Origin of the sequence: Niallia sp. M35, assembly GCF_050971705.1 — a bacterium.
GTDB classification, from domain to species: Bacteria; Bacillota; Bacilli; order Bacillales; family Cytobacillaceae; genus Niallia; species Niallia circulans_A.
In genome coordinates, this window is record NZ_JBPCEP010000025.1 from 1 (window position 1) to 18938 (window position 18938).

Consider the following 18938-nt stretch of genomic DNA (forward strand, 5'->3'; position numbering starts at 1 on the left):
TGCTAGTTATAAAACGATTATTGTTGACGTTTGTTTGTTCAGTTTTCAAAGAGCAATTTATCGTTGCTATCAGAAGCAACTTTTATATCATATCAACCTTTGCTAAATAAGTCAATTACTTTTTTAATATAATTTTTATTTTACTATCAACTTAAATGAATCAATAGCATTAGCAAGGCTGTTTTCATATAATAGCAACTTTTCACAGTTTAGTCAATAATAAATATAAATAAATACTAAAAAAATAAAAACCACCCGCGATCCTAGCATCTCGCTCTCTCTTAAGCATCTTCGAATATATTATTCCAAAAGAATAAAATCTAAACTAAATGATCATTTCTAACATCATACCTCTCGTTAAAAAACTTCATTATAATATAGAAAAAACTCGATCAAGAGACCGAGTTTTTTCTATATATTCTATTACTTAGTAATAGTTATTACGCCTTCCTCTTTAAGTTCTACATTACCACGTTTATTAATTTGTACAGCTTCACCCTCAGCTAAGTTCGTAAACACAACAGGAGTAATTGTTGCTGTTGCATTTTCCTTAATGTAGTCAAGGTTTACTTTCAATAGAGGCTGTCCTTGTTTCACTTGATCATTTTCAGTCACAAGTGTTTCAAAACCTTCCCCTTTCAATTTAACTGTATCAATACCAAAGTGAATTAAAATTTCACGACCGTTGTCAGCCAAAATTCCAAGAGCATGTTTCGTTGGGAATAAGTTAACGATTTTTCCGTCAACTGGAGAAACAACTGTTCCTTCAGAAGGAATAATCGCAAAACCATCTCCCATCATTTTGCCTGCAAATACTGCATCTGGTACATCTGTAATAGGAACCAATTCTCCTTTAATAGGAGCAACAAATGAATCTTCACTTGTTATATTGCTTTGCATGGCACTTGGATTTACCTCTTCAATTTGCTCTTGTACTTCTTTATCCATAGATGGTTGTGCAGCAGGACGTGGTCTTTTCCCACTCATAATATCTCTCATCTGGCCTTTAATCGTTTCTGAACGAGGACCAAAGATAGCTTGAATATTATTCCCTACTTCAAGCACTCCAGCAGCACCGAGTTTTTTCAAACGATCTTTATCAACAGACTTAATATCATTAACAGATACACGAAGACGAGTGATACACGCATCTAAATGGGCAATATTGTTTTGTCCACCCATTGCTTCTAACACATCGTACGGAAGATCGCTAGTTGCTCCTGTTGAACTACTGTCACTTTCTTCTGTCTCGTCTTCTCTACCAGGTGTTTTAAGATTGAACTTACGAATCGCAAAACGGAAACCAAAATAGTAAATAACCGCGAACACTAAACCTACTGGAATAATAATCCATGCATTTGTTTGTGGATTAATTAAACCGAATAACACATAATCGATTAAACCACCAGAGAATGTCATTCCTACTTTTACATTTAATAAATGCATTGTCATAAAGGATAAACCTGCAAAAACAGCATGAATCCCAAACAATATTGGAGCTACAAACAAGAATGAGAATTCCAGTGGTTCTGTAATACCAGTTAAGAAAGAAGTTAATGCTGCAGATCCCATTAATCCACCAACAATTGCCTTTTTCTCTGGACGTGCTTCATGATAAATTGCAAGAGCTGCTGCAGGTAACCCGAACATCATAAATGGGAATTTACCAACCATAAATGTACCTGCCGTTAAATTTTGAACTCCATCTTTAATTTGGCTCATAAAGATAGCTTGGTCACCTTTTACAATTGTTCCTGCTTTCGTAGTATAACTACCAAATTCGAACCAGAAAGGAGAATAGAAGATATGGTGTAAACCAAATGGAATTAATGATCTTTCAATTAAACCAAAAATAAATGCTGATAAAGTTAAATTAGCACCCAACATGTTCTCAGAGAAAACATTTAATCCATGTTGTATTGGCGGCCAAATAATAATCATGATCAAGCCTAAAATAACAGCACTTGCAGCTGTCGCAATTGGAACAAATCGTTTTCCAGCAAAGAATCCTAAATAGGATGGTAACTCAATTTCAAAGAAACGATTATACATCGAGGCAGCAACAATACCAACAATAATGCCACCAAACACACCAGTTTGAAGAGTTGGTATCCCTAAAACAGCTGCATATTCTGTACTGCCTTTTAAGTCCTTCGCATCAATGCCTAGAACAGTACCCATTGTAACATTCATAATAAGGAATCCAATAATAGCCGCTAAACCAGCAACCCCTTCACCGCCAGCTAGACCAACGGCAACTCCGACAGCAAATAGTAAGGAAAGGTTACCAAATATAATGTTCCCTGCATCCTCCATTACAGATGCAACCATCTCTACCCCACTATTATTTAAAAATGGCGCAATATCTACAAGTGTTGGGTTTTGCAGTGCATTACCAAAGGCAAGCAAGATACCGGCAGCCGGAAGAATAGCTACTGGGAGCATAAGTGCTTTACCGACTTTCTGTAAAACACCAAAAATCTTTTTAAACATTTCATAATCCTCCTAAGTTATTTTTCGGCTCAAAAAGCTTTCTCAATCAAGAGTAAAAAAACAAAAAAGGCATGAGTAAAGAGAGATTGAAAAAAACCTTCAAGGGTAGGTTACCCTAAAACATTTAACTCAACCATCTTTTTCACTCATGCCTGATCGAATCAGTAACACGTTGATAAGATAATACCTATTTAATTTTTTTCTGAAGTCTTTGTAAATGCATTGTCAGATATACCGCTTCTGCGTCAAAGACTGGCCTTTTAAGTACTTGTTGCATTACTTTTATGAGCTTCCACGCAAGATTATAGCATAGGGGATACTCATTCTTCAATAGCAATGTTATTTTTTCTGGTTCTTCTACTTTTTCTCCTGTATTGACCCGTTCAATCGCAAAACGCAAATGTCTAACAAGGCGCATATAATCGATGCTATCTTTATCAATTTTCGTTTCTAGTTGATCTTCTATTAAATTCACTAGATGTGTGACTAACTGTGAATGCCGATTAACTTCTGATAAATTTTTGTTCATCATGGCACTATGAATATGCAAAGCAATGAAACCGATTTCACCCACTGGTAATTGAAGTCCTGATTGTTCTCCGATTAATTTTACAACCTCTTCAGCTATTGAATACTCAAACGGGTACAACGCCTTTGTTTCAATCAAAAATGGATTATTTAATACTAGTCCGTTCGAAACTCTGGAGGAAGCGAACATAATGTGATCTGTTAACGCTATATGAATATGCTCGTTCAACTTTGCATTTGTCTTGTTTTTAATCAATTCAATAGATGATACTATTACATCTAATAAATCATTATCCACTTGAGGAAGAAGCTTTAAATAATTGCTCTGCTCCTTTTCATCCTTTAAGACAAATAACTTTTCCACAACACTAATATCAATATAATCCCCGCTTTTCTGATTAAAGCCTATACCTTTTCCTATAAGCACTACTTCTCCATAGGTTGGATGGTCTCCAATGAGCACATTATTATTCAGCGCTTTCTTTATTAGTAAATTAGGCATACTTATTTCCCCACTTCGACAGACATCTCGGTAACTCAATGTTATTAAAGTCTTTATAGTAAGTCAACGAAAAAATGAGAAAAAGGATACCCAAAAATGGATATCCTCATCCTACTAAGAAAATATACTCTCTTAAACTCATAAAATCTCACACTATTTTTATTTCCAAATCCCTTTCTACTATTGCAAGAAGATAAAGTACAATGCAAAGATAACAAAGAATACGTACATAATTGGATTAATTTCTTTGATACGACCTTTAACAATCATTACGATTGGATAGAAAATAAATCCTACCGCTATACCTGTTGCAATACTGTATGTTAAAGGCATCGCAACAATAGTAAGGAAGGCCGGCACAGCCACTTCAAACTTTGTCCAATCAATTTTACCTAGGGACGAAACCATCAAAATACCTACTACTACTAAAGCTGGTGTTGTAACTGCTGATGTGACTACTTCCAATAGCGGGAAGAAGAACAAGGATAGCAAGAAGAATCCAGCTGTCACTACTGCCGCAAACCCAGTACGAGCACCAGCCGCTACACCTGCTGAAGACTCTATAAAGGAAGTTGTGGTAGAAGTACCGAATATAGAACCTACCATAGAAGCAATGGAATCTGCGAATAACGCTTTTCCTGCTCTTGGTAATTTATTCTCTTTCATAAGTCCTGCTTGATTAGCAACCGCAACTAATGTGCCCGCATTATCAAAGAAGTCTACAAATAAAAATGTTAAAACGACCACTAACATGCTCTGTGTATAAAATCCTGGATCACCAAGCGCAGAGAATAGCGCTCCAAATGTTGGTTTAATGCTTGGCACAGCAGATACCACAGCAGAAGGAGTATTAATTACACCGAAAATCATGCCGACTACTGCTGTAATGATCATTCCATAGAATACACCGCCATGAATCCCTCTAACCATAAGAATAATAGTAATGAAAATACCAAATATCGCTAGCAATGTACTTGGATTGGTTAAATCACCAATATGGACAAGTGTCGCTGAGTTATCAACAATAATTTTAGAATTTTGCAATCCGATAAACGTTATAAATAGCCCTATACCTGCGCCAACCGCAAGCTTTAATTCTACTGGAATAGCATTAATTAATTTCTCACGAAGCCCAGAGATTGTTAACAATAAGAAAAATACACTTGAAATAAATACTGCTGCTAACGCATATTCCCATGGATGTCCCTGTGTTAAAACAACGGTATAAGCAAAATATGCATTTAACCCTAATCCTGGTGCTAAAGAAATAGGATAATTAGCGAAAATACCCATAATAAGAGAACCCACAGCAGCAGCAAGAGCTGTTGCAACAAACACTGCTCCATAGTCCATACGCAGCGCATCAGGAAGATCAGCTACATCCCCTAATGATAATGTAAATGGATTTACCGCTAAAATATAAGCCATCGCAAGGAATGTAGTGAAACCACCTAAAAACTCTTTGCGGTAATTTGTGCCTAGTTCTTCAAATTTGAAAAACTTCTTCATTAATCTTTCCCCTCTCATAATGCTTTAATTATCTACTAAAACAAAAAAACACTCCTACGATTAAGGAGCGTTGACTAAGGGTTTGTGTTATATAGGAAGGGCAAATTACTTATAAAATAAAAATGATTTCATTACGATTCCCTATATATACACTTACCTCGTAGTCAAGCTATTTACGGTAGCTCGGTAGAAACTTTCGGGCCGTATTCCCCGATATTATACGAGTAAAATCTTTTTCAGTTGTAAATTCAGTTTATCAGCTTGACGAATACTCGTCAATACAAAAAGCGAACAATTATAATTAAAAGTTAATAATCGTTCGCTTTCTAACAAATATTTATTTATTTATACTTGCGTGGGCAATGGCTAAGCGAGCAGCAGGAATACGATATGGCGAACAAGAAACATAGTCGATACCAATATTCCGGAAGAAAGCTATCGATTTAGGATCTCCGCCAACCTCTCCACAAATACCAATCATCAAGTTTTCTTTAGTCTGTCGTGCTTTCATTACTGCTAATTTAATTAATTCCCCTACTCCATTTTGATCGAGAGTTTGAAAAGGATCATTCGTCATAACATTTTTCTCTTTATATGAATTAATAAATTTCCCAATATCATCTCTAGAAAAACCATATGTCATTTGTGTAAGATCATTTGTACCGAAACTAAAAAAATCGGCTTCTTGAGCAAGTTGATCGGCTATTATACAGGCACGTGGTAATTCAATCATTGTTCCGATTTCATACGGAAAAGGCTCCATTTGATGATTAACAAAGATATTTTCAATTGTTTCTTTTAAAAATGCCTTCACATAGGCCAGTTCTTCTTTTTCTGCCACAAGCGGAATCATAATTTCAGGAAAGACAGTATAGCCTTCTTTTGTTAACTGGATTGCGCTATGGAAGATAGCCCTTACTTGCATCTGATAAATTTGTGGTTCAGTTATTCCTAGACGACAGCCACGATGGCCTAACATTGGGTTCGTTTCTTGCAGCCTCTTAATTTGTTCTTCAACAATCGATGGATGTTTATTTAACTTTGCCGCTAACTGTTTCATCTCATTTAGGTCACGAGGCAGAAATTCATGCATAGGCGGATCTAATAAGCGAATGACCATTCGTTTATCTTCAACAACTTGAAACATCTGGTAAAAATCTTCTTGTTGGAAGGCCTGCAATTTGTCTAATGCATCTCTGATTTCTTCTTTATTCTCCGCTAATATCAAACGGCGCATTTCCAGCACTCGTTCTTCACCAAAAAACATATGCTCCGTTCTCGCTAATCCTATACCAGTTGCTCCAAACTCAATAGCCGTTTTTAAATCGTGAACTGTCTCAGCATTCGCACGTACTTGTAAATCAGCATATGCATCAGCCCAAGAAAGAAGAAGCTGTAAATTCTGGTCGTTTTCCGCTGTAACAGTAGGGACTTCGCCCAAGTACAATTTACCAGCAGTACCATCTACAGAGAGAAGGTCGCCTTCAGTCAAAATCCTTTCTCCACATGTAATTGTTTTCAATTCTTCATTGACAGTTAATCCTTCACATCCTGTTATACAGCAAGTTCCCATTCCTCGGGCAACAACTGCTGCATGCGAAGTCATTCCTCCTCGACTTGTAACGATAGCCTCGCTGACAACCATTCCCTCAATATCTTCGGGTGAAGTTTCTTGTCGCACAAGAATTACTTTCTGGCCAAGAGCATGACATTCTTTTGCTTTTTCCGAAGTAAAAACAATGGCACCAGTAGCTGCGCCAGGACTGGCCGGTAAACCTTCTGCCAGTAATTCGACGTTTTGAATAGCCTGTGGATCAAATATAGGATGGATCAACTGATCAATCGTTCCAGGTGAAATACGTAATAAAGCTTCACTCTTTGTAATTAATCCTTCCTTAACTAAATCTACTGCAATTTGCAGTGTCGCTTTAGCCGTCCTCTTTCCGTTTCTTGTCTGCAGAATAAATAATTCCCCTTTTTCAATCGTGAATTCAATATCTTGCATATCTTTATAATGCTGTTCCAGTATATTGGCATATCTTTTAAAATCTGCATATGCTTTCGGAAGGATTTGTTGTAATGATTCGATAGATTCTGGTGTACGGATACCCGCTACCACATCTTCCCCTTGAGCATTTAGCAAAAATTCACCAAACAATTTATTTTCGCCAGTGGAGGGATTCCTTGTAAACACAACACCTGTACCGCTTTCATTTCCGCTATTCCCAAAAACCATTGATTGAATATTTACTGCTGTTCCTAAATGATGAGGAATTTCATGTAATTCACGATAAACCTTTGCTCGATGATTATTCCATGATTTAAAAACAGCTTTAGTAGCTTCAAATAATTGATCTATTGGATTTTGTGGAAAAACCCTATTGTTTTCCATATATAGCTCTTTAAAAGACTCGATTAATTGCAAATGGTCCCTTTCTTGAAATTCTGAAACTGTTTTACTAAGTTGTTTTTCCATTTTTCGGAGTCGTATATTAAATTTATCCTTATGTATGCCATAAACTACATCACCAAACATTTGCAATAATCTTCGATAACAATCAAATGCAAAATCTATACTAGTTAATTGAGCTAAAGATTGAACTCGTAGATCATTTAATCCTAAGTTAAGAATCGTATCCATCATACCTGGCATAGAAAATGCTGCACCACTTCTTACAGAAACTAATAAAATATTTTCCTCGCCTGTAAAGGATTTTTTCGTCTCTGTCTCCAATTTTATAACCGCTTCCAAAATATCCTCTTTTAACCAGCTTTCAAAAAAAGAAGGTTCTCCCAGATACTTCATGCAGCTTTCCGTTGTGATCGTAAATCCTGCTGGCACCGGTAACCCTAAACGAGTCATTTCAGCTAAATTTGCCCCTTTGCCGCCTAATAATCCTTTATCTTCACTACTTCCTTCCTCGAAAAAATAAATCAACTTTGCCATCGTCTACCTCCATATTTTAAATATGTATCACATTAACTTTATTTACACTTTAATATGATACATATATAGTTGTCAATATTAAAAATAACACACATATTAAAGTTGAATAATTAAATTATCGATGTATAATAGAGCCATAATGATGATAATCCTATTATCTATTTAAACTATCTATTTTTCGGGAGATAATAATGAAACTAAGTGAAAGACAAGAAAAAATTATTAAAATAGTCAAAGAATATCAACCTGTAAGTGGAGAAAAGGTGTCTGATTTGTTGGATGTATCAAGAGCCACCCTGCGATCAGATTTATCTTTTTTAACGCTTGTTGGAATCTTACAAGCTACCCCCAAAATTGGGTACACCTATTCGGGATCAGATTTAGAGAAATTTTTCTTTTTTAAAACTTTCAATACAAAAGTAAATGAGATAATGATGCCGCCGTTAATGGTTAATCAAGATACTTCCATTCGAGATGCTATAACAACTTTATTTATGTATGATGTAGGTTCATTATATGTCACTGGAGAAGAAAAGCTTCTATTAGGGGTTTTATCAAGAAAGGACCTATTAAGAGCCTCATTAAATACGAATATAGATCAGACACCTGTAGCGGTCTGTATGACTCGCGTACCTCATATTAAAGTTTGTAAAAAAGACATGGATATCTTAGAAGCGGCAAGTATTCTTCAAGATTTTGAGGTGGACTCATTACCTGTTGTGGATGATGAAAATGAAAGAAAAGTGATTGGAAAAATCACTAAAACCAGAATATTAAATTTCATTATTCAACAGGCAAGAAAGGCAGAATTAAATGAATAGAGGAGATTTTTTATGAAAAATGAAATCATTGTATATACCATTTCCGATTCAATAGGAGAAACTTCACAAAAATTATTAGCAGCTGTAACTGCTCAATTTCCAGATTTGGTATTCAACAACAGCTACCGTTTTTCTTTTGTTAACAAAGAAGAAGAGTTAGTTGATATATTAAATGACGCGTTAAAAGATGATGCAGTAGTAGTTAGCACATTAGTTGATAACCATTTAGCTAATGTTGCTAAAGACTTCAGTAAGCGAACAAAGTTACATTACTTGGATTTAATGAATCCCTTTTTTGAGATTATTAAATCTAAAACAGGTTATACCCCCATAGAAGAACCTGGTATTGTACATAAGTTAGATACAGAATATTTTAATAAAATAGCAGCAATCGAATTTGCAGTAAAATATGATGATGGAAAGAACCCGCAAGGATTTCTTCAATCCGATGCTGTAATACTCGGTGTTTCCCGTACTTCCAAGACTCCTTTGAGTATGTATTTAGCCAATAAAGGTTATAAAGTATCAAATTTACCACTTATACCTGAAGTCCCCTTACCTACCATATTAGAGAAGCTAGAGGGGCGGAAGATAATCGGCTTGATTTGTAATCCAGAAAAACTATCCAGAATCAGAAGTAATCGCTTAGATTCTTTAGGATTGAGTCACTCATCTAGTTATACAAATTTAGAAAGAATTTATGAAGAGCTAGAGTATTCAAAACAAGTATTTAAAAAGCATAATGCCTATGTTATTGATGTAACAGATAAATCAATTGAGGAAACAGCTTATCTAGTAGAAAAACATCTAAAAGAAGTAAGTATCCACTGGTAGAGCCGGTGGATACTTACTTCTTTTTGAATCAACGCATTCTCGATTATTCAATTACATGAAATAATGATCCGTTTTTTCCGATAAAACAATATTGCATACCAGCACTTATTCTTATTCCTCTATATTTCCACCTTCTTTTCTTAAGAAATTCAATGAATGACAAACAGCTTGAATTAGCCCAACTTCTCTTTGTAGTATGCTAACATTATATTGATTCTAAGAACAATTTTTAATTAATATAAGTAAAGAGAGATGATTTTTAGTGGAATTATCATTTTTAATGTTTGCATTAATTGGTGTTATTATTGGAATTCTATCAAGTATGTTTGGCTTTGGGGGTGGATTCGTAGTAGTTCCTATCCTATTTGCATTTTTACCAGATTCTATTCCAAGCGAATATTTAATGCATACAGCTATTGGTACATCATTAGCAGTTATGATTATAAATTCATTCAATTCAACATATAATCATGCGAAAAAAGGCAATGTGACATGGTCAGTCTTCAAACTATTAGTAGGGTATATTGCAATAGGTTCTTTAATAGGTGGTATGCTTGCAGTCTATATTGATAGCGATTTCCTTAGGTTTGCGTTCATTGGTCTCTTAATTTACGTTTTGGTTTCAAACATTTTCAAAAAATCATTCACCAGAGAGATTGATGAACAATCATTTCATATACCTAAGCAAAGTTCAGCATCTTTTATTGGAATAGGCATTGGATTTCTTTCGACCTTGTTAGGTATTGGCGGAAGTACCATGACAATTCCTTACCTTAGAAATAGAGGTATGCGTATGATACACTCTGTAGCTCTGGCTACCCCATTAGGTCTGCCAATTGCTATCGTTGGAGCCCTTACTTATTTAATTACAGGAATACAGATAGATACAATGCCTTCATCCACTCTAGGGTTTATATACTTACCTGCGCTAATCGGGTTTACAATCGGTGGTTTTGTTGGCGTACCTATTGGAAGATCTTGGGCTCAAAAGTTATCTGACAAACTTTTTCCAAAATATACTTAATTCTGCTGTTTATTGTGGTCATTATGATGATTACAAGCTAATTATGGAATAACATTATACATAGAGATATTTATTATAATATAACCAAGTTATCTCAGAAAATGTTCCCTACCAAAATTCAATGAAAAAACAAAATTCCCTACCAAAATTGTTTCTTGGTAGGGTTTTTGGTAGGGAACCATATTATTTTATATAGTAATTGATCATTTTTTACAAGGTTAAATCCTTATAAATCGGTGTTCCCTCTTCAAATGTATTCTTATTCCCACTCAATTGTATATAGTGTATCCAAAAACCCTTTAAAATTCTAGGTTTCTCAACTGTATAAATTAATTTGGTGGGGTTCTCGGTGGGATACTACTCTTTTTCCTCGCCATTCACCAATGGTGGTTTAACGATTCCATGAAGTATGATGCCTTTTTCTTTAAAATAGCTAAAAAAATCATGCTGGTTAGCAAACTGTGGTAATCTGTCTATTTCCTGTTCGTTCATGTTTGATGTAAACACCACTATTTCACCATTTTTAAGTGAAAGCTTATATGTACTAGCCATATCTCAATGCTCCTTAGACAAATGATTATAAAGTTCCTTCTGCTCCTTTATAGCCGTTTCACCTCTTACGTTAACCTTATTTAATGCTTGATTTCCATTAAATTTGATTTTTGTTCGTTCAGCAGTTTTGATTTCAATATTTCCAGTCATTGCATCAGCAATTGCAGTATCAGCACCACTCCACATATGAGCATAATGTTTTAAAGTGATTTCTGGACTTGAATGCCCCATACGTTGAGATAGAACAAGAACCGAAACGTTAAATTCATTAATAAGGTATGAAGCATGGGAATGCCGCAACCCTTTAGCTTGTATCTTTTTTACTCCTGCAAGCTTAGAATAACGTGCAATAATTCGAGCTATCGTTGATTTAATCATCGGTAACCCATCATAACTAAAGACAAAATTATTTTCCTTACCTAAACCAACTTCTGTTTGTCTATCTTTCCAATCTTTTAAAATTTTTACAGTGTCATCATCAAGCGCAATTATTCTCTTTCCATCTTCTGTTTTTGTATATGAATTTCGTTTCCAATCCGTTCTGTTTTTCATAATAAGCATATGATGAACTCGTATACGTTTCTTTGTTAAATCAATGTCATTCCAGTATAAAGCTGTTCCTTCATTCACACGAATCCCTGACATATAATAGACCCACAACATAACGAAATTCAAATGTTCATAAAAATCACCAATATAGATTTGATTTATCACTTTTTCAAATTCTAGCTTGGTCCAATAGGGTACAATTGCTTTTCCTTTTGGGATTGCTTTAACTTTTTTCGAAATATTATGCTCCAAATATTGCATTTCCACAGCTTTATCCAAGCTTTTGCGAAACACCCCAAAAATTAGACTAGCATAAGACTGAGCATACCCAGCTCCGCCATTTTTTTGACTTGTTAATAACCACGTACGAAAATTTTGCACGTCCTCAACTGAAATAGAACGAAGGGGGATAGAAGCAAATCTATCCCTTATCTTTTCCAAAATTCTTTGCTTAACAGAGAATGTACTTTCTTCAACGTCTGTTTGATAGTACGGTATATACACATTATTCATAAATTGCTCGTAAGTCATTTTATAGTTAGCGTAACTGTTGACTTTATGATATTCTCTTTTTAAACGAGTTAACTCTTTGTTAGCTTCGAAGGCGGAAGAAAAGGGTTTGCCATTAACGTCTTTTCTTCCTTTTTTTCGTATTCGTTTTCCTGTAACCCGATCAATACCAAATTCTGATTGATAAAAGTAATTTCCTTTATCATCAACATATACACCAGGATACTTCGTTGTTTGTTGCGTTTTATTTTTCATTGGGAGTTGCTCATTTCTTTTATAAGAGACACTCCTAAAATTGATTCAACCACGTCTCTAGGAACTCTCCCCAGTCTTTTGTTGTTATAATAAGGACAACCTTTTTGCACCATGATTGCTTTTGCTTGCCTAATTAGTGAAATAGCTTGATATTTTTTATATCCCAGTTTAATTAGATCATCTTTACATATTGTTGTACCCATTACAACACTCCCTTTCCACGCTAATATTCATCTTCGCTCATAAGTTCTAATACACGTTGCTCGATTAATGTTTGGTCAGATTCAGTGATTTTTCCTTTCCCCATATGTATTAACTCTTTCAAATAGAGATCAGCATATTCTTCCCCATACAATCTAGCAAATGACTCATAAACCATACTGATTGATTTTACGGTAGACTTTTCAATCCAGCCTTTCTTTTTCTTTAAAGTGATCTTGTCACGAGTTACTTTTAAAGGTATCGTTTCAATGCCATCTATAAATTTTTGCCACCATTTCATAGTTGGCAACCTATTTTTATTATGAAAATCACTAGCTTTTTTAGGCTGAGTTTTGAAACAATAGTGAGCTGACAAAATTCCTTTGACTATAACACTAAGAGGCTTTCCACCAGTCATATGAAAGCCTACTTGCATAGCCTTTCCGTCAGTCAACTCAAGTTCCCACCTTACCCACTTTTCAACATTTACAACCTCATCAGTATTATCTTTTCTTTCCTGTTTCTTATCATAAATTCTCAATATTTGAGGAGATGAGCCAATATACAATGAAAAACCTGTCAATTTTCCATCAAGTATTCTACCACTGTTGATTTCAATGAATTTGTGACTTTTTGTACTCAACTGCCCTCGTTTTATATAGTCTTGTAATACTTTAACGCTTGGTGTTGAATCATCAAAAATATCTAAAGCGAGGTCAATTCTTGTTATTTTACCTTGCCTATCTAAAATAAATGAAATGAATCCATGCCAGTGCCACCCATCTACCCTGGACATATATTCTTCATATTGCCGACAGGCTTGTCCTGACATATCTACAAGAATACTGCTATGATTTTTAGATGAATGAAGTTTAATATTTGCAAAACTTATAGATTCGTCATAAGTGGGGTAAGGTGATCCCTTAACCTCCGAAGAGAATTCGGAGATAGGGATTCCTAATATTTCATTAGCAATTATCGTAAAATCGCTATTTGGAATTGAAAATCGCAAATAATCAATTAAACACTGATTACTTAGCTTTCGGCTCATTGACTTCTCCAATAGTATAACTGTCAGCCTCAATTTTTATTTCGGAATATTGCCATGTATCTACCATAGGTTTTCCTTGTCCCACAAAAGATTTCTTTTGAACCTTTCGTGGTTTCACATTAAGTCCTTTAAAAGTGATAGGAATAAATTCACCATCTTCATAATTATCAAAGATAGGTAAGCTATCTTGTTTTTCAACTACTACAGTGATAGGAGAACCAATTTCTGTACTACCATTCCCCAAGACCATTTCTATAAAATTTCTGTCATAGACTTTGAAAGTAATAGTATACTCTCCAGTTTCTACGAGTTCACCATTTGCATTTCTCTCTCTTGCCACTCTAGATGTAAAATCATCTTTCTGCACTACCATAGCTGAGGGAACTTTGAATTGTGAAATATCAAAATGCAACTCACCTAAATCGATATTTTCTGAATCGTTTAAAGAGATCAGCTTTGAAGATTTCAAGATTAATTTTGCCATGTTTTTTAGCTCCTTTTTCAACAAAAACTTTATAGTAAGTTAGTCCCCAGTCTCGGGATTTCCGACAGCTCTTCATGCCTAGAGCCCCAAAGTTTCCCACGATTTCCGCTGAGGGAGAATCACCCGTGTTACTCAACGGGTGCGACCCTTTTTTCGATTCATGTTGAGCAAAAATCGCTCAACTGGCCATCACTTTTTCTGAACGTTTTCGACCACTCCGTTCGGATGGCTCTGCCACCGCCTCAAACCTTCACAAAAAGTGACGGTCAATGTTGGCTGTAGCTGTTTAACAAGAATAGCATTAAACATTTAATTTGCTCTTTGACTCATTAGTTTTTCTATTTCTGCTATAAAATCAAAATTTTTGTCTATATAAGGCGTTTCGAAATAAACTGGAGAAGTGTGTTTGCCATCTAGTTGTATGTAACCTCCACCTTTTTCTGTGACAGTCTTATATTCAACGTTTTTCGTATCAAATATCATATTATAGCCAATGGAATCCATAGCACCTAACCCAGCTTTAAACCCCATTTGTGCCCTTATATTTGTAGGTAGATCATCTGCCGATGGACGTTGCATAAGGATCTCGATCATTACTCCTGCTTGTCTACCTTTCATTACTAGAGTAAATACATAATCTAATGCTTCTTTAGCAATTTTCTTATCAACTGAATGCATAAAAGCTGAGAATTCATCAAATATCACAATAACGACAGGCAAATTGAAGTCTCGATACGTTTTTCCGAAAGCTGATATATCATTAAAATACTCCGTATATCTTCGTTCCATCAATTCAACAGTTTCTCTAAGAATTCGACATATTTGGTTGGCATCTGTTGCAACTTTATTTTCAAATCCAGTAACAAATCTAAACAGACTCAAATCAGCTTTTTTAGGGTCTATAATTCGCAAATCAGCTTGCGGAGTCAACTTCAGATAATTAACAATTTTACCTAATATAAAGAAAGACTTGCCCGATCCAGTACCTCCTACAATGAGAGAATGGGGAACCTTATGAAGCTCATAAGATATATTGCCAGTTATTTTGATTTCATCTGAATCATTTACGTTAGTTACAGTAGAATTTAAATCTATACGTTCATCTTTATGCTTTAAAAATACATATTCAGCATAATCTACTGACTTATTGGTGGAGTCTAGTTCCAAACCTAAAGCAGCTTCTAAATTCTCTCCTAGTTTCGTTGCTTCTTTGGTAAACCTGTCACCATCACGTAAAATTCTTACGACCACATGCCTACTTGTTTCCCTATATTGGATGCGGATTACTCTGACAATTCTCTTTTCCCTAACAACTTTATCGTTTTTAATAGATTCAAAGTATTCCTCGTCATATAATTTCAAAGTATCAATCATATAAGCTAAATTATTCGCAATCCATGATTTAGGATTCTTAACAAAGTTAAAATAGAGCCTTATACTTTTATAAATGGATACCGTCCAAAAAATGATGATGATTAGATTAACGAAACCATTAAAACTGACTGAGCGATACACCACAGGAATATTAATTATTAGTGGAGGAATAGCATTAGACACCATTCCACAAAAAGCTGTCAGCACAAAAATGAATACTCCAAGGAGATATTTTAATAAATTCATTTTCCTGCGCGGAAAAACAACATGATGCCATTCACTCTGCCTTCTACTAAGGATATTCTTTAGTGCCTCTAGCTTCACGGATTACTAACGCCCTTTCAAGTTCTATTTTTTATATTTACTCGATTCATTAATAATTTTACAAGGACCACATGAATTAGCTTGCCAATTAAAACTAGAAGAATTGCAGATACTAATCCGCCCCAAAATACATAGGAAACATCAAAACTGTAATTTTTAAAACCTTGACCAAAGGTATCAAACTCTATCCAGCCATACTTTACTCCTGTCCCATAAACTTCACGAAAATCAGTTACATCAGATGGAAACACATAAGATCTACCAAAATCCGTAAACCCGGACAACCAATTCCCCATCATCAAATAAACAACTGTAAAAGGTAGGAGAATTACAGCTGTTTCAAAGATCAATTTGTTTAACAATTTGATTATGTTTTTCATTTTCCCCTCCAAATTTTTAAATATAGAGTAACTAGTTAACTACTCTTTAAATAGTCGTTAAATCAATGAAGGAAATTCATGATTTTTTATTTAAATTTTTGCGACGTTTGAAACACTCAGCAACATAGGAACTTTTAGACTCAATTGCTGAAATAATAGAATCTAATTCTTCATTTGTATATGAATAGCGAGCTGTTGATAAATTAGAAACTTGATTTAGTATAAAATCAGCATTCTCTAATCTCTTTTTCATCAATCGTAAAGACTTTTCTCTATTGCGCACAAACTCACCTCCCCACCAACAAAAACATACACTATAACAAAACCCCATAAAATATATTATTTTATAATATATTAGTTTATTTGGGTTGATTTGAGTTTAACATAATCAATTGACAACGTAAAGAAAAAACCTCAATTAATTTGATATTTTATAATTTTTATATTAATATGGGCTAAAGACATTATTTAAGGTTGTATTTAAAAGTACATGGAGGGGGATTTATGGAAAAAGAAACTCGACTAGAAAAATTTCGAAGAATTGCAGAAACAAGAATGAATAGGATTTTTACAAATATGAACTTAATTGCTAATCTTTCAAACAAAAAACACTATTCTTATTCACAACAAGAAATAGACGAACTTTTCAATGCTTATCAAAATAAAGGAACTGAGATACGCAGTTTATTTGAAAATAGTTCTAGTAGTGAGATTATATTAAGCAAAGAATTCTCTTTTTCAAGTAAAGAAAACAAAAATGATGACGATGAACAAAATAATAAGTTCAGAAGAATAGCTGAAAATAGAATGAATAGAGTTTTTGTAGATATGAATTTAATTGCTAATCTATCCAATAAAAAGCATTATTCTTATCTTTCCCAAGATGTAGACGAATTATTTCAGGCTTATGAAAATAAAGGCATTGAAATCGGAGCATATTTCGAACCACTGAAAGAAAAATTCACCTTTTCAAACAATAGTACGTATTCAAAAACCTAACAAAGTTATTCCCTAATATTTCGCTAATAACCTCATTTACTGATTCAGAAATAAAAAGCCCCCAAAAATTTTTTTGGGGGCTTTTTGGTAAAATGATTATGTAGTTGATACCGCTATTTCTGTTCCAAAAAATAAAAAGAAATAATTTAACCAAGTTTTATTATATATATTTAAGAATTAACTAAAAAGGCCACAACAATGTGGCCTCAATTAAAAATTCATATTTAGTTAAAGTAAGTTTCCCAAGTACTATCAAAACCCATTGCTACTAAAATATCATTCATACTTGTTGAACAAATCTTTGCTGAATAAAAAGCAAAGATTTTTTTTAGTTTTCGTAATAGCTCTTTGTGTTCTTTTTTAGGTAAGACTAATTTCAGAGCTGCTACAGCTGAAAATAAGTTACCTTGATTTAATAGTGTGGTCGGAATACTTAATGCTGTCGAAATACCTGTACTTTTTGAAGGATTGTGAATAGTATAATTATACAATCTTTCCTCATGTGCACAAACATTTCTAAAGAAGTTTAATGTTTTCAATATACTCTCCAACATATCAGGAGTAAAATGAATCGAATTGCCGTAATCTCTTTTAAAATTAATGGCATAATCTTTAACAATCTTGTTTTGTACAGAAGTGTTAATGCATAAGTAGAAAAATTGGATATTTCCAAATGTAAGATAATTTACAAGCACCCATAAAGGAACCCCATCATGTTGATCTAGATAGTGCTTTATAGATGTCCTTCTCTTACCATGTTTGGATATAATGCCAGAAAGTGTTGCCATAACACCCAGTACGTCTTTCAATTTACTAGCATCACGAGAATAATTTTTAATTTCAAGGTATGAGTTTTGACTTTTGTATGCTTGAGAAAATCTATACGAAACTTCAGATTTAATACTTGTCTCAAATTTCAATATGTACTCAAGTAGAATGTTTCTTAAGTCTCTATCGAATGAATACAACTCATAAATCTCTTCAATTGTTACGCCCGGTTTATATTCATCAGGATAAAGAAATTTCCCGGCCGAGTCCACTTTTAAAAAAGGTTGTTTGTATCCATTTATTAAACCATAATAATTTTCACGTTCTAATATACGCATAGCTTTAGAACCATCGTTTATTATTAAGCCTCTGTCTCTCAGTATTGATATCTGTTGTCTGTGTGTTTTAAACGGTTTCAATTAATTCACCCCATAAAAACAGCCCAGTCCTCGTAAGGAACATGGGCCCGATCACTTATGATCATTATATTATATGCTAACCTTCCCGTCAAGATGACAGGGAGATAGTGGGAATTTATTTGTTTTTCAAATTACTACATTTAGCTATAAAACACGATACAAAGCTTACATTAATACAATATGTGCTATTCCAATTAACATATACATTGTTTTTAAAAATTTTTTAATAGTTTACTCAAAGTTTAAAACAGATAATATTTAGGGATTTCCATTTTATTCTCTTCCAAAAATAAAAAGCCCTCCCAAAGAAAATTGGGGGGGCTTTTGGTGGGAAACTATTTATTTTCAAACCTTTTTTACAGTTTAATTAATGTAGAAAGCACTTGAATAAGCTTCCACCAATCAATTTATTTA

17 protein-coding genes and 1 riboswitch are annotated in these 18938 nt (G+C 34.2%); of the genes, 4 read left to right on the forward strand and 13 right to left on the reverse strand.

The annotated features are described in order from the left end of the window. Positions 1-423: 423 nt before the first annotated feature. From ptsG to ppdK, 4 genes are all read right to left on the reverse strand, one after another. Positions 424-2493 (reverse strand): glucose-specific PTS transporter subunit IIBC, encoded by a 2070-nt coding sequence (ptsG, locus tag NiCM35_RS24670; protein ID WP_095333068.1) that lies wholly within the window; start codon positions 2491-2493, stop codon positions 424-426. A gap of 187 nt (positions 2494-2680) precedes the next feature. Next, positions 2681-3523, reverse strand: coding sequence for a glucose PTS transporter transcription antiterminator GlcT (gene glcT, locus NiCM35_RS24675; RefSeq protein ID WP_095333066.1), 843 nt, complete (start codon positions 3521-3523; stop codon positions 2681-2683). Between the two features lie 180 nt (positions 3524-3703). Then, positions 3704-5032 (reverse strand): NCS2 family permease, encoded by a 1329-nt coding sequence (locus NiCM35_RS24680; RefSeq protein ID WP_095333064.1) that lies wholly within the window; start codon positions 5030-5032, stop codon positions 3704-3706. A 141-nt stretch (positions 5033-5173) separates the two neighbouring features. Next, a riboswitch (purine riboswitch) is annotated at positions 5174-5276 on the reverse strand. A gap of 93 nt (positions 5277-5369) precedes the next feature. Next, positions 5370-7979 carry a pyruvate, phosphate dikinase gene (ppdK, locus tag NiCM35_RS24685; protein ID WP_371472883.1) on the reverse strand — a complete coding sequence of 870 codons (2610 nt, stop codon included), beginning with the start codon at positions 7977-7979 and terminating at the stop codon, positions 5370-5372. A 191-nt stretch (positions 7980-8170) separates the two neighbouring features. Here ppdK and NiCM35_RS24690 point away from each other — a divergent pair, with 191 nt between their 5' ends. From NiCM35_RS24690 to NiCM35_RS24700, 3 genes are all read left to right on the forward strand, one after another. Next, entirely contained in the window at positions 8171-8800 is a 630-nt protein-coding gene (locus NiCM35_RS24690) for a CBS domain-containing protein (RefSeq protein WP_095333060.1), read from the forward strand. A 12-nt stretch (positions 8801-8812) separates the two neighbouring features. After that, positions 8813-9634: a pyruvate, water dikinase regulatory protein gene (locus tag NiCM35_RS24695; protein WP_123260026.1), complete on the forward strand. Its 822-nt coding sequence runs from the start codon at positions 8813-8815 to the stop codon at positions 9632-9634. A gap of 262 nt (positions 9635-9896) precedes the next feature. Then, positions 9897-10658 (forward strand): sulfite exporter TauE/SafE family protein, encoded by a 762-nt coding sequence (locus NiCM35_RS24700; protein WP_433780845.1) that lies wholly within the window; start codon positions 9897-9899, stop codon positions 10656-10658. A 357-nt stretch (positions 10659-11015) separates the two neighbouring features. Here the strand turns inward: NiCM35_RS24700 and NiCM35_RS24705 are convergent, their stop codons facing one another. The 8 genes from NiCM35_RS24705 to NiCM35_RS24740 form a co-directional block, all read right to left on the reverse strand. After that, complete coding sequence (locus NiCM35_RS24705; protein ID WP_326138980.1) at positions 11016-11210, reverse strand: hypothetical protein; 195 nt, start codon at positions 11208-11210, stop codon at positions 11016-11018. 3 nt (positions 11211-11213) lie between these two features. Further along, the gene (locus tag NiCM35_RS24710) at positions 11214-12524 is read right to left on the reverse strand and encodes a tyrosine-type recombinase/integrase (protein ID WP_326138979.1); all 1311 of its coding nucleotides are present in this window, start codon (positions 12522-12524) and stop codon (positions 11214-11216) included. Next, positions 12521-12727, reverse strand: a complete 207-nt coding sequence (locus NiCM35_RS24715) for a DUF3173 domain-containing protein (protein WP_084990903.1) — start codon at positions 12725-12727, stop codon at positions 12521-12523. Before NiCM35_RS24715 ends, NiCM35_RS24710 begins: the two co-directional genes overlap by 4 nt. Before the next feature lie 20 nt (positions 12728-12747). After that, the gene (locus NiCM35_RS24720; protein WP_084990905.1) at positions 12748-13776 is read right to left on the reverse strand and encodes a replication initiation factor domain-containing protein; all 1029 of its coding nucleotides are present in this window, start codon (positions 13774-13776) and stop codon (positions 12748-12750) included. Next, a complete protein-coding gene (locus tag NiCM35_RS24725) occupies positions 13757-14260 on the reverse strand; it encodes a peptidase (protein ID WP_084990958.1) in 504 nt (167 codons plus the stop codon). Before NiCM35_RS24725 ends, NiCM35_RS24720 begins: the two co-directional genes overlap by 20 nt. Positions 14261-14569: 309 nt before the next feature. After that, the gene (locus tag NiCM35_RS24730) at positions 14570-15958 is read right to left on the reverse strand and encodes an FtsK/SpoIIIE domain-containing protein (protein WP_433780846.1); all 1389 of its coding nucleotides are present in this window, start codon (positions 15956-15958) and stop codon (positions 14570-14572) included. A 17-nt stretch (positions 15959-15975) separates the two neighbouring features. Then, positions 15976-16338 (reverse strand): hypothetical protein, encoded by a 363-nt coding sequence (locus NiCM35_RS24735; RefSeq protein ID WP_326138977.1) that lies wholly within the window; start codon positions 16336-16338, stop codon positions 15976-15978. A 76-nt stretch (positions 16339-16414) separates the two neighbouring features. Continuing rightward, positions 16415-16621 carry a hypothetical protein gene (locus NiCM35_RS24740; RefSeq protein ID WP_326138976.1) on the reverse strand — a complete coding sequence of 69 codons (207 nt, stop codon included), beginning with the start codon at positions 16619-16621 and terminating at the stop codon, positions 16415-16417. A gap of 221 nt (positions 16622-16842) precedes the next feature. Here NiCM35_RS24740 and NiCM35_RS24745 point away from each other — a divergent pair, with 221 nt between their 5' ends. Beyond that, positions 16843-17337, forward strand: coding sequence for a hypothetical protein (locus tag NiCM35_RS24745; RefSeq protein WP_326138975.1), 495 nt, complete (start codon positions 16843-16845; stop codon positions 17335-17337). Positions 17338-17561: 224 nt separating this feature from the next. Here NiCM35_RS24745 and NiCM35_RS24750 read toward each other — a convergent pair whose 3' ends face one another. Further along, complete coding sequence (locus NiCM35_RS24750; RefSeq protein ID WP_326138974.1) at positions 17562-18524, reverse strand: Abi family protein; 963 nt, start codon at positions 18522-18524, stop codon at positions 17562-17564. Between the last annotated feature and the right edge of the window lie 414 nt (positions 18525-18938).

What these genes read in the sequence shown, in the direction of transcription:
- NiCM35_RS24705 (WP_326138980.1), bottom strand. Translation starts at nt 11,210, where the DNA reads ATGGCTAGTACATATAAGCTTTCACTTAAAAATGGTGAAATAGTGGTG.
- NiCM35_RS24725 (WP_084990958.1), bottom strand. Translation starts at nt 14,260, where the DNA reads ATGGCAAAATTAATCTTGAAATCTTCAAAGCTGATCTCTTTAAACGAT.
- ppdK (WP_371472883.1), bottom strand. Translation starts at nt 7,979, where the DNA reads ATGGCAAAGTTGATTTATTTTTTCGAGGAAGGAAGTAGTGAAGATAAA.
- ptsG (WP_095333068.1), bottom strand. Translation starts at nt 2,493, where the DNA reads ATGTTTAAAAAGATTTTTGGTGTTTTACAGAAAGTCGGTAAAGCACTT.
- NiCM35_RS24710 (WP_326138979.1), bottom strand. Translation starts at nt 12,524, where the DNA reads ATGAAAAATAAAACGCAACAAACAACGAAGTATCCTGGTGTATATGTT.
- NiCM35_RS24695 (WP_123260026.1), top strand. Translation starts at nt 8,813, where the DNA reads ATGAAAAATGAAATCATTGTATATACCATTTCCGATTCAATAGGAGAA.
- NiCM35_RS24680 (WP_095333064.1), bottom strand. Translation starts at nt 5,032, where the DNA reads ATGAAGAAGTTTTTCAAATTTGAAGAACTAGGCACAAATTACCGCAAA.
- glcT (WP_095333066.1), bottom strand. Translation starts at nt 3,523, where the DNA reads ATGCCTAATTTACTAATAAAGAAAGCGCTGAATAATAATGTGCTCATT.
- NiCM35_RS24745 (WP_326138975.1), top strand. Translation starts at nt 16,843, where the DNA reads ATGGAAAAAGAAACTCGACTAGAAAAATTTCGAAGAATTGCAGAAACA.
- NiCM35_RS24715 (WP_084990903.1), bottom strand. Translation starts at nt 12,727, where the DNA reads ATGGGTACAACAATATGTAAAGATGATCTAATTAAACTGGGATATAAA.
- NiCM35_RS24720 (WP_084990905.1), bottom strand. Translation starts at nt 13,776, where the DNA reads ATGAGCCGAAAGCTAAGTAATCAGTGTTTAATTGATTATTTGCGATTT.
- NiCM35_RS24690 (WP_095333060.1), top strand. Translation starts at nt 8,171, where the DNA reads ATGAAACTAAGTGAAAGACAAGAAAAAATTATTAAAATAGTCAAAGAA.
- NiCM35_RS24735 (WP_326138977.1), bottom strand. Translation starts at nt 16,338, where the DNA reads ATGAAAAACATAATCAAATTGTTAAACAAATTGATCTTTGAAACAGCT.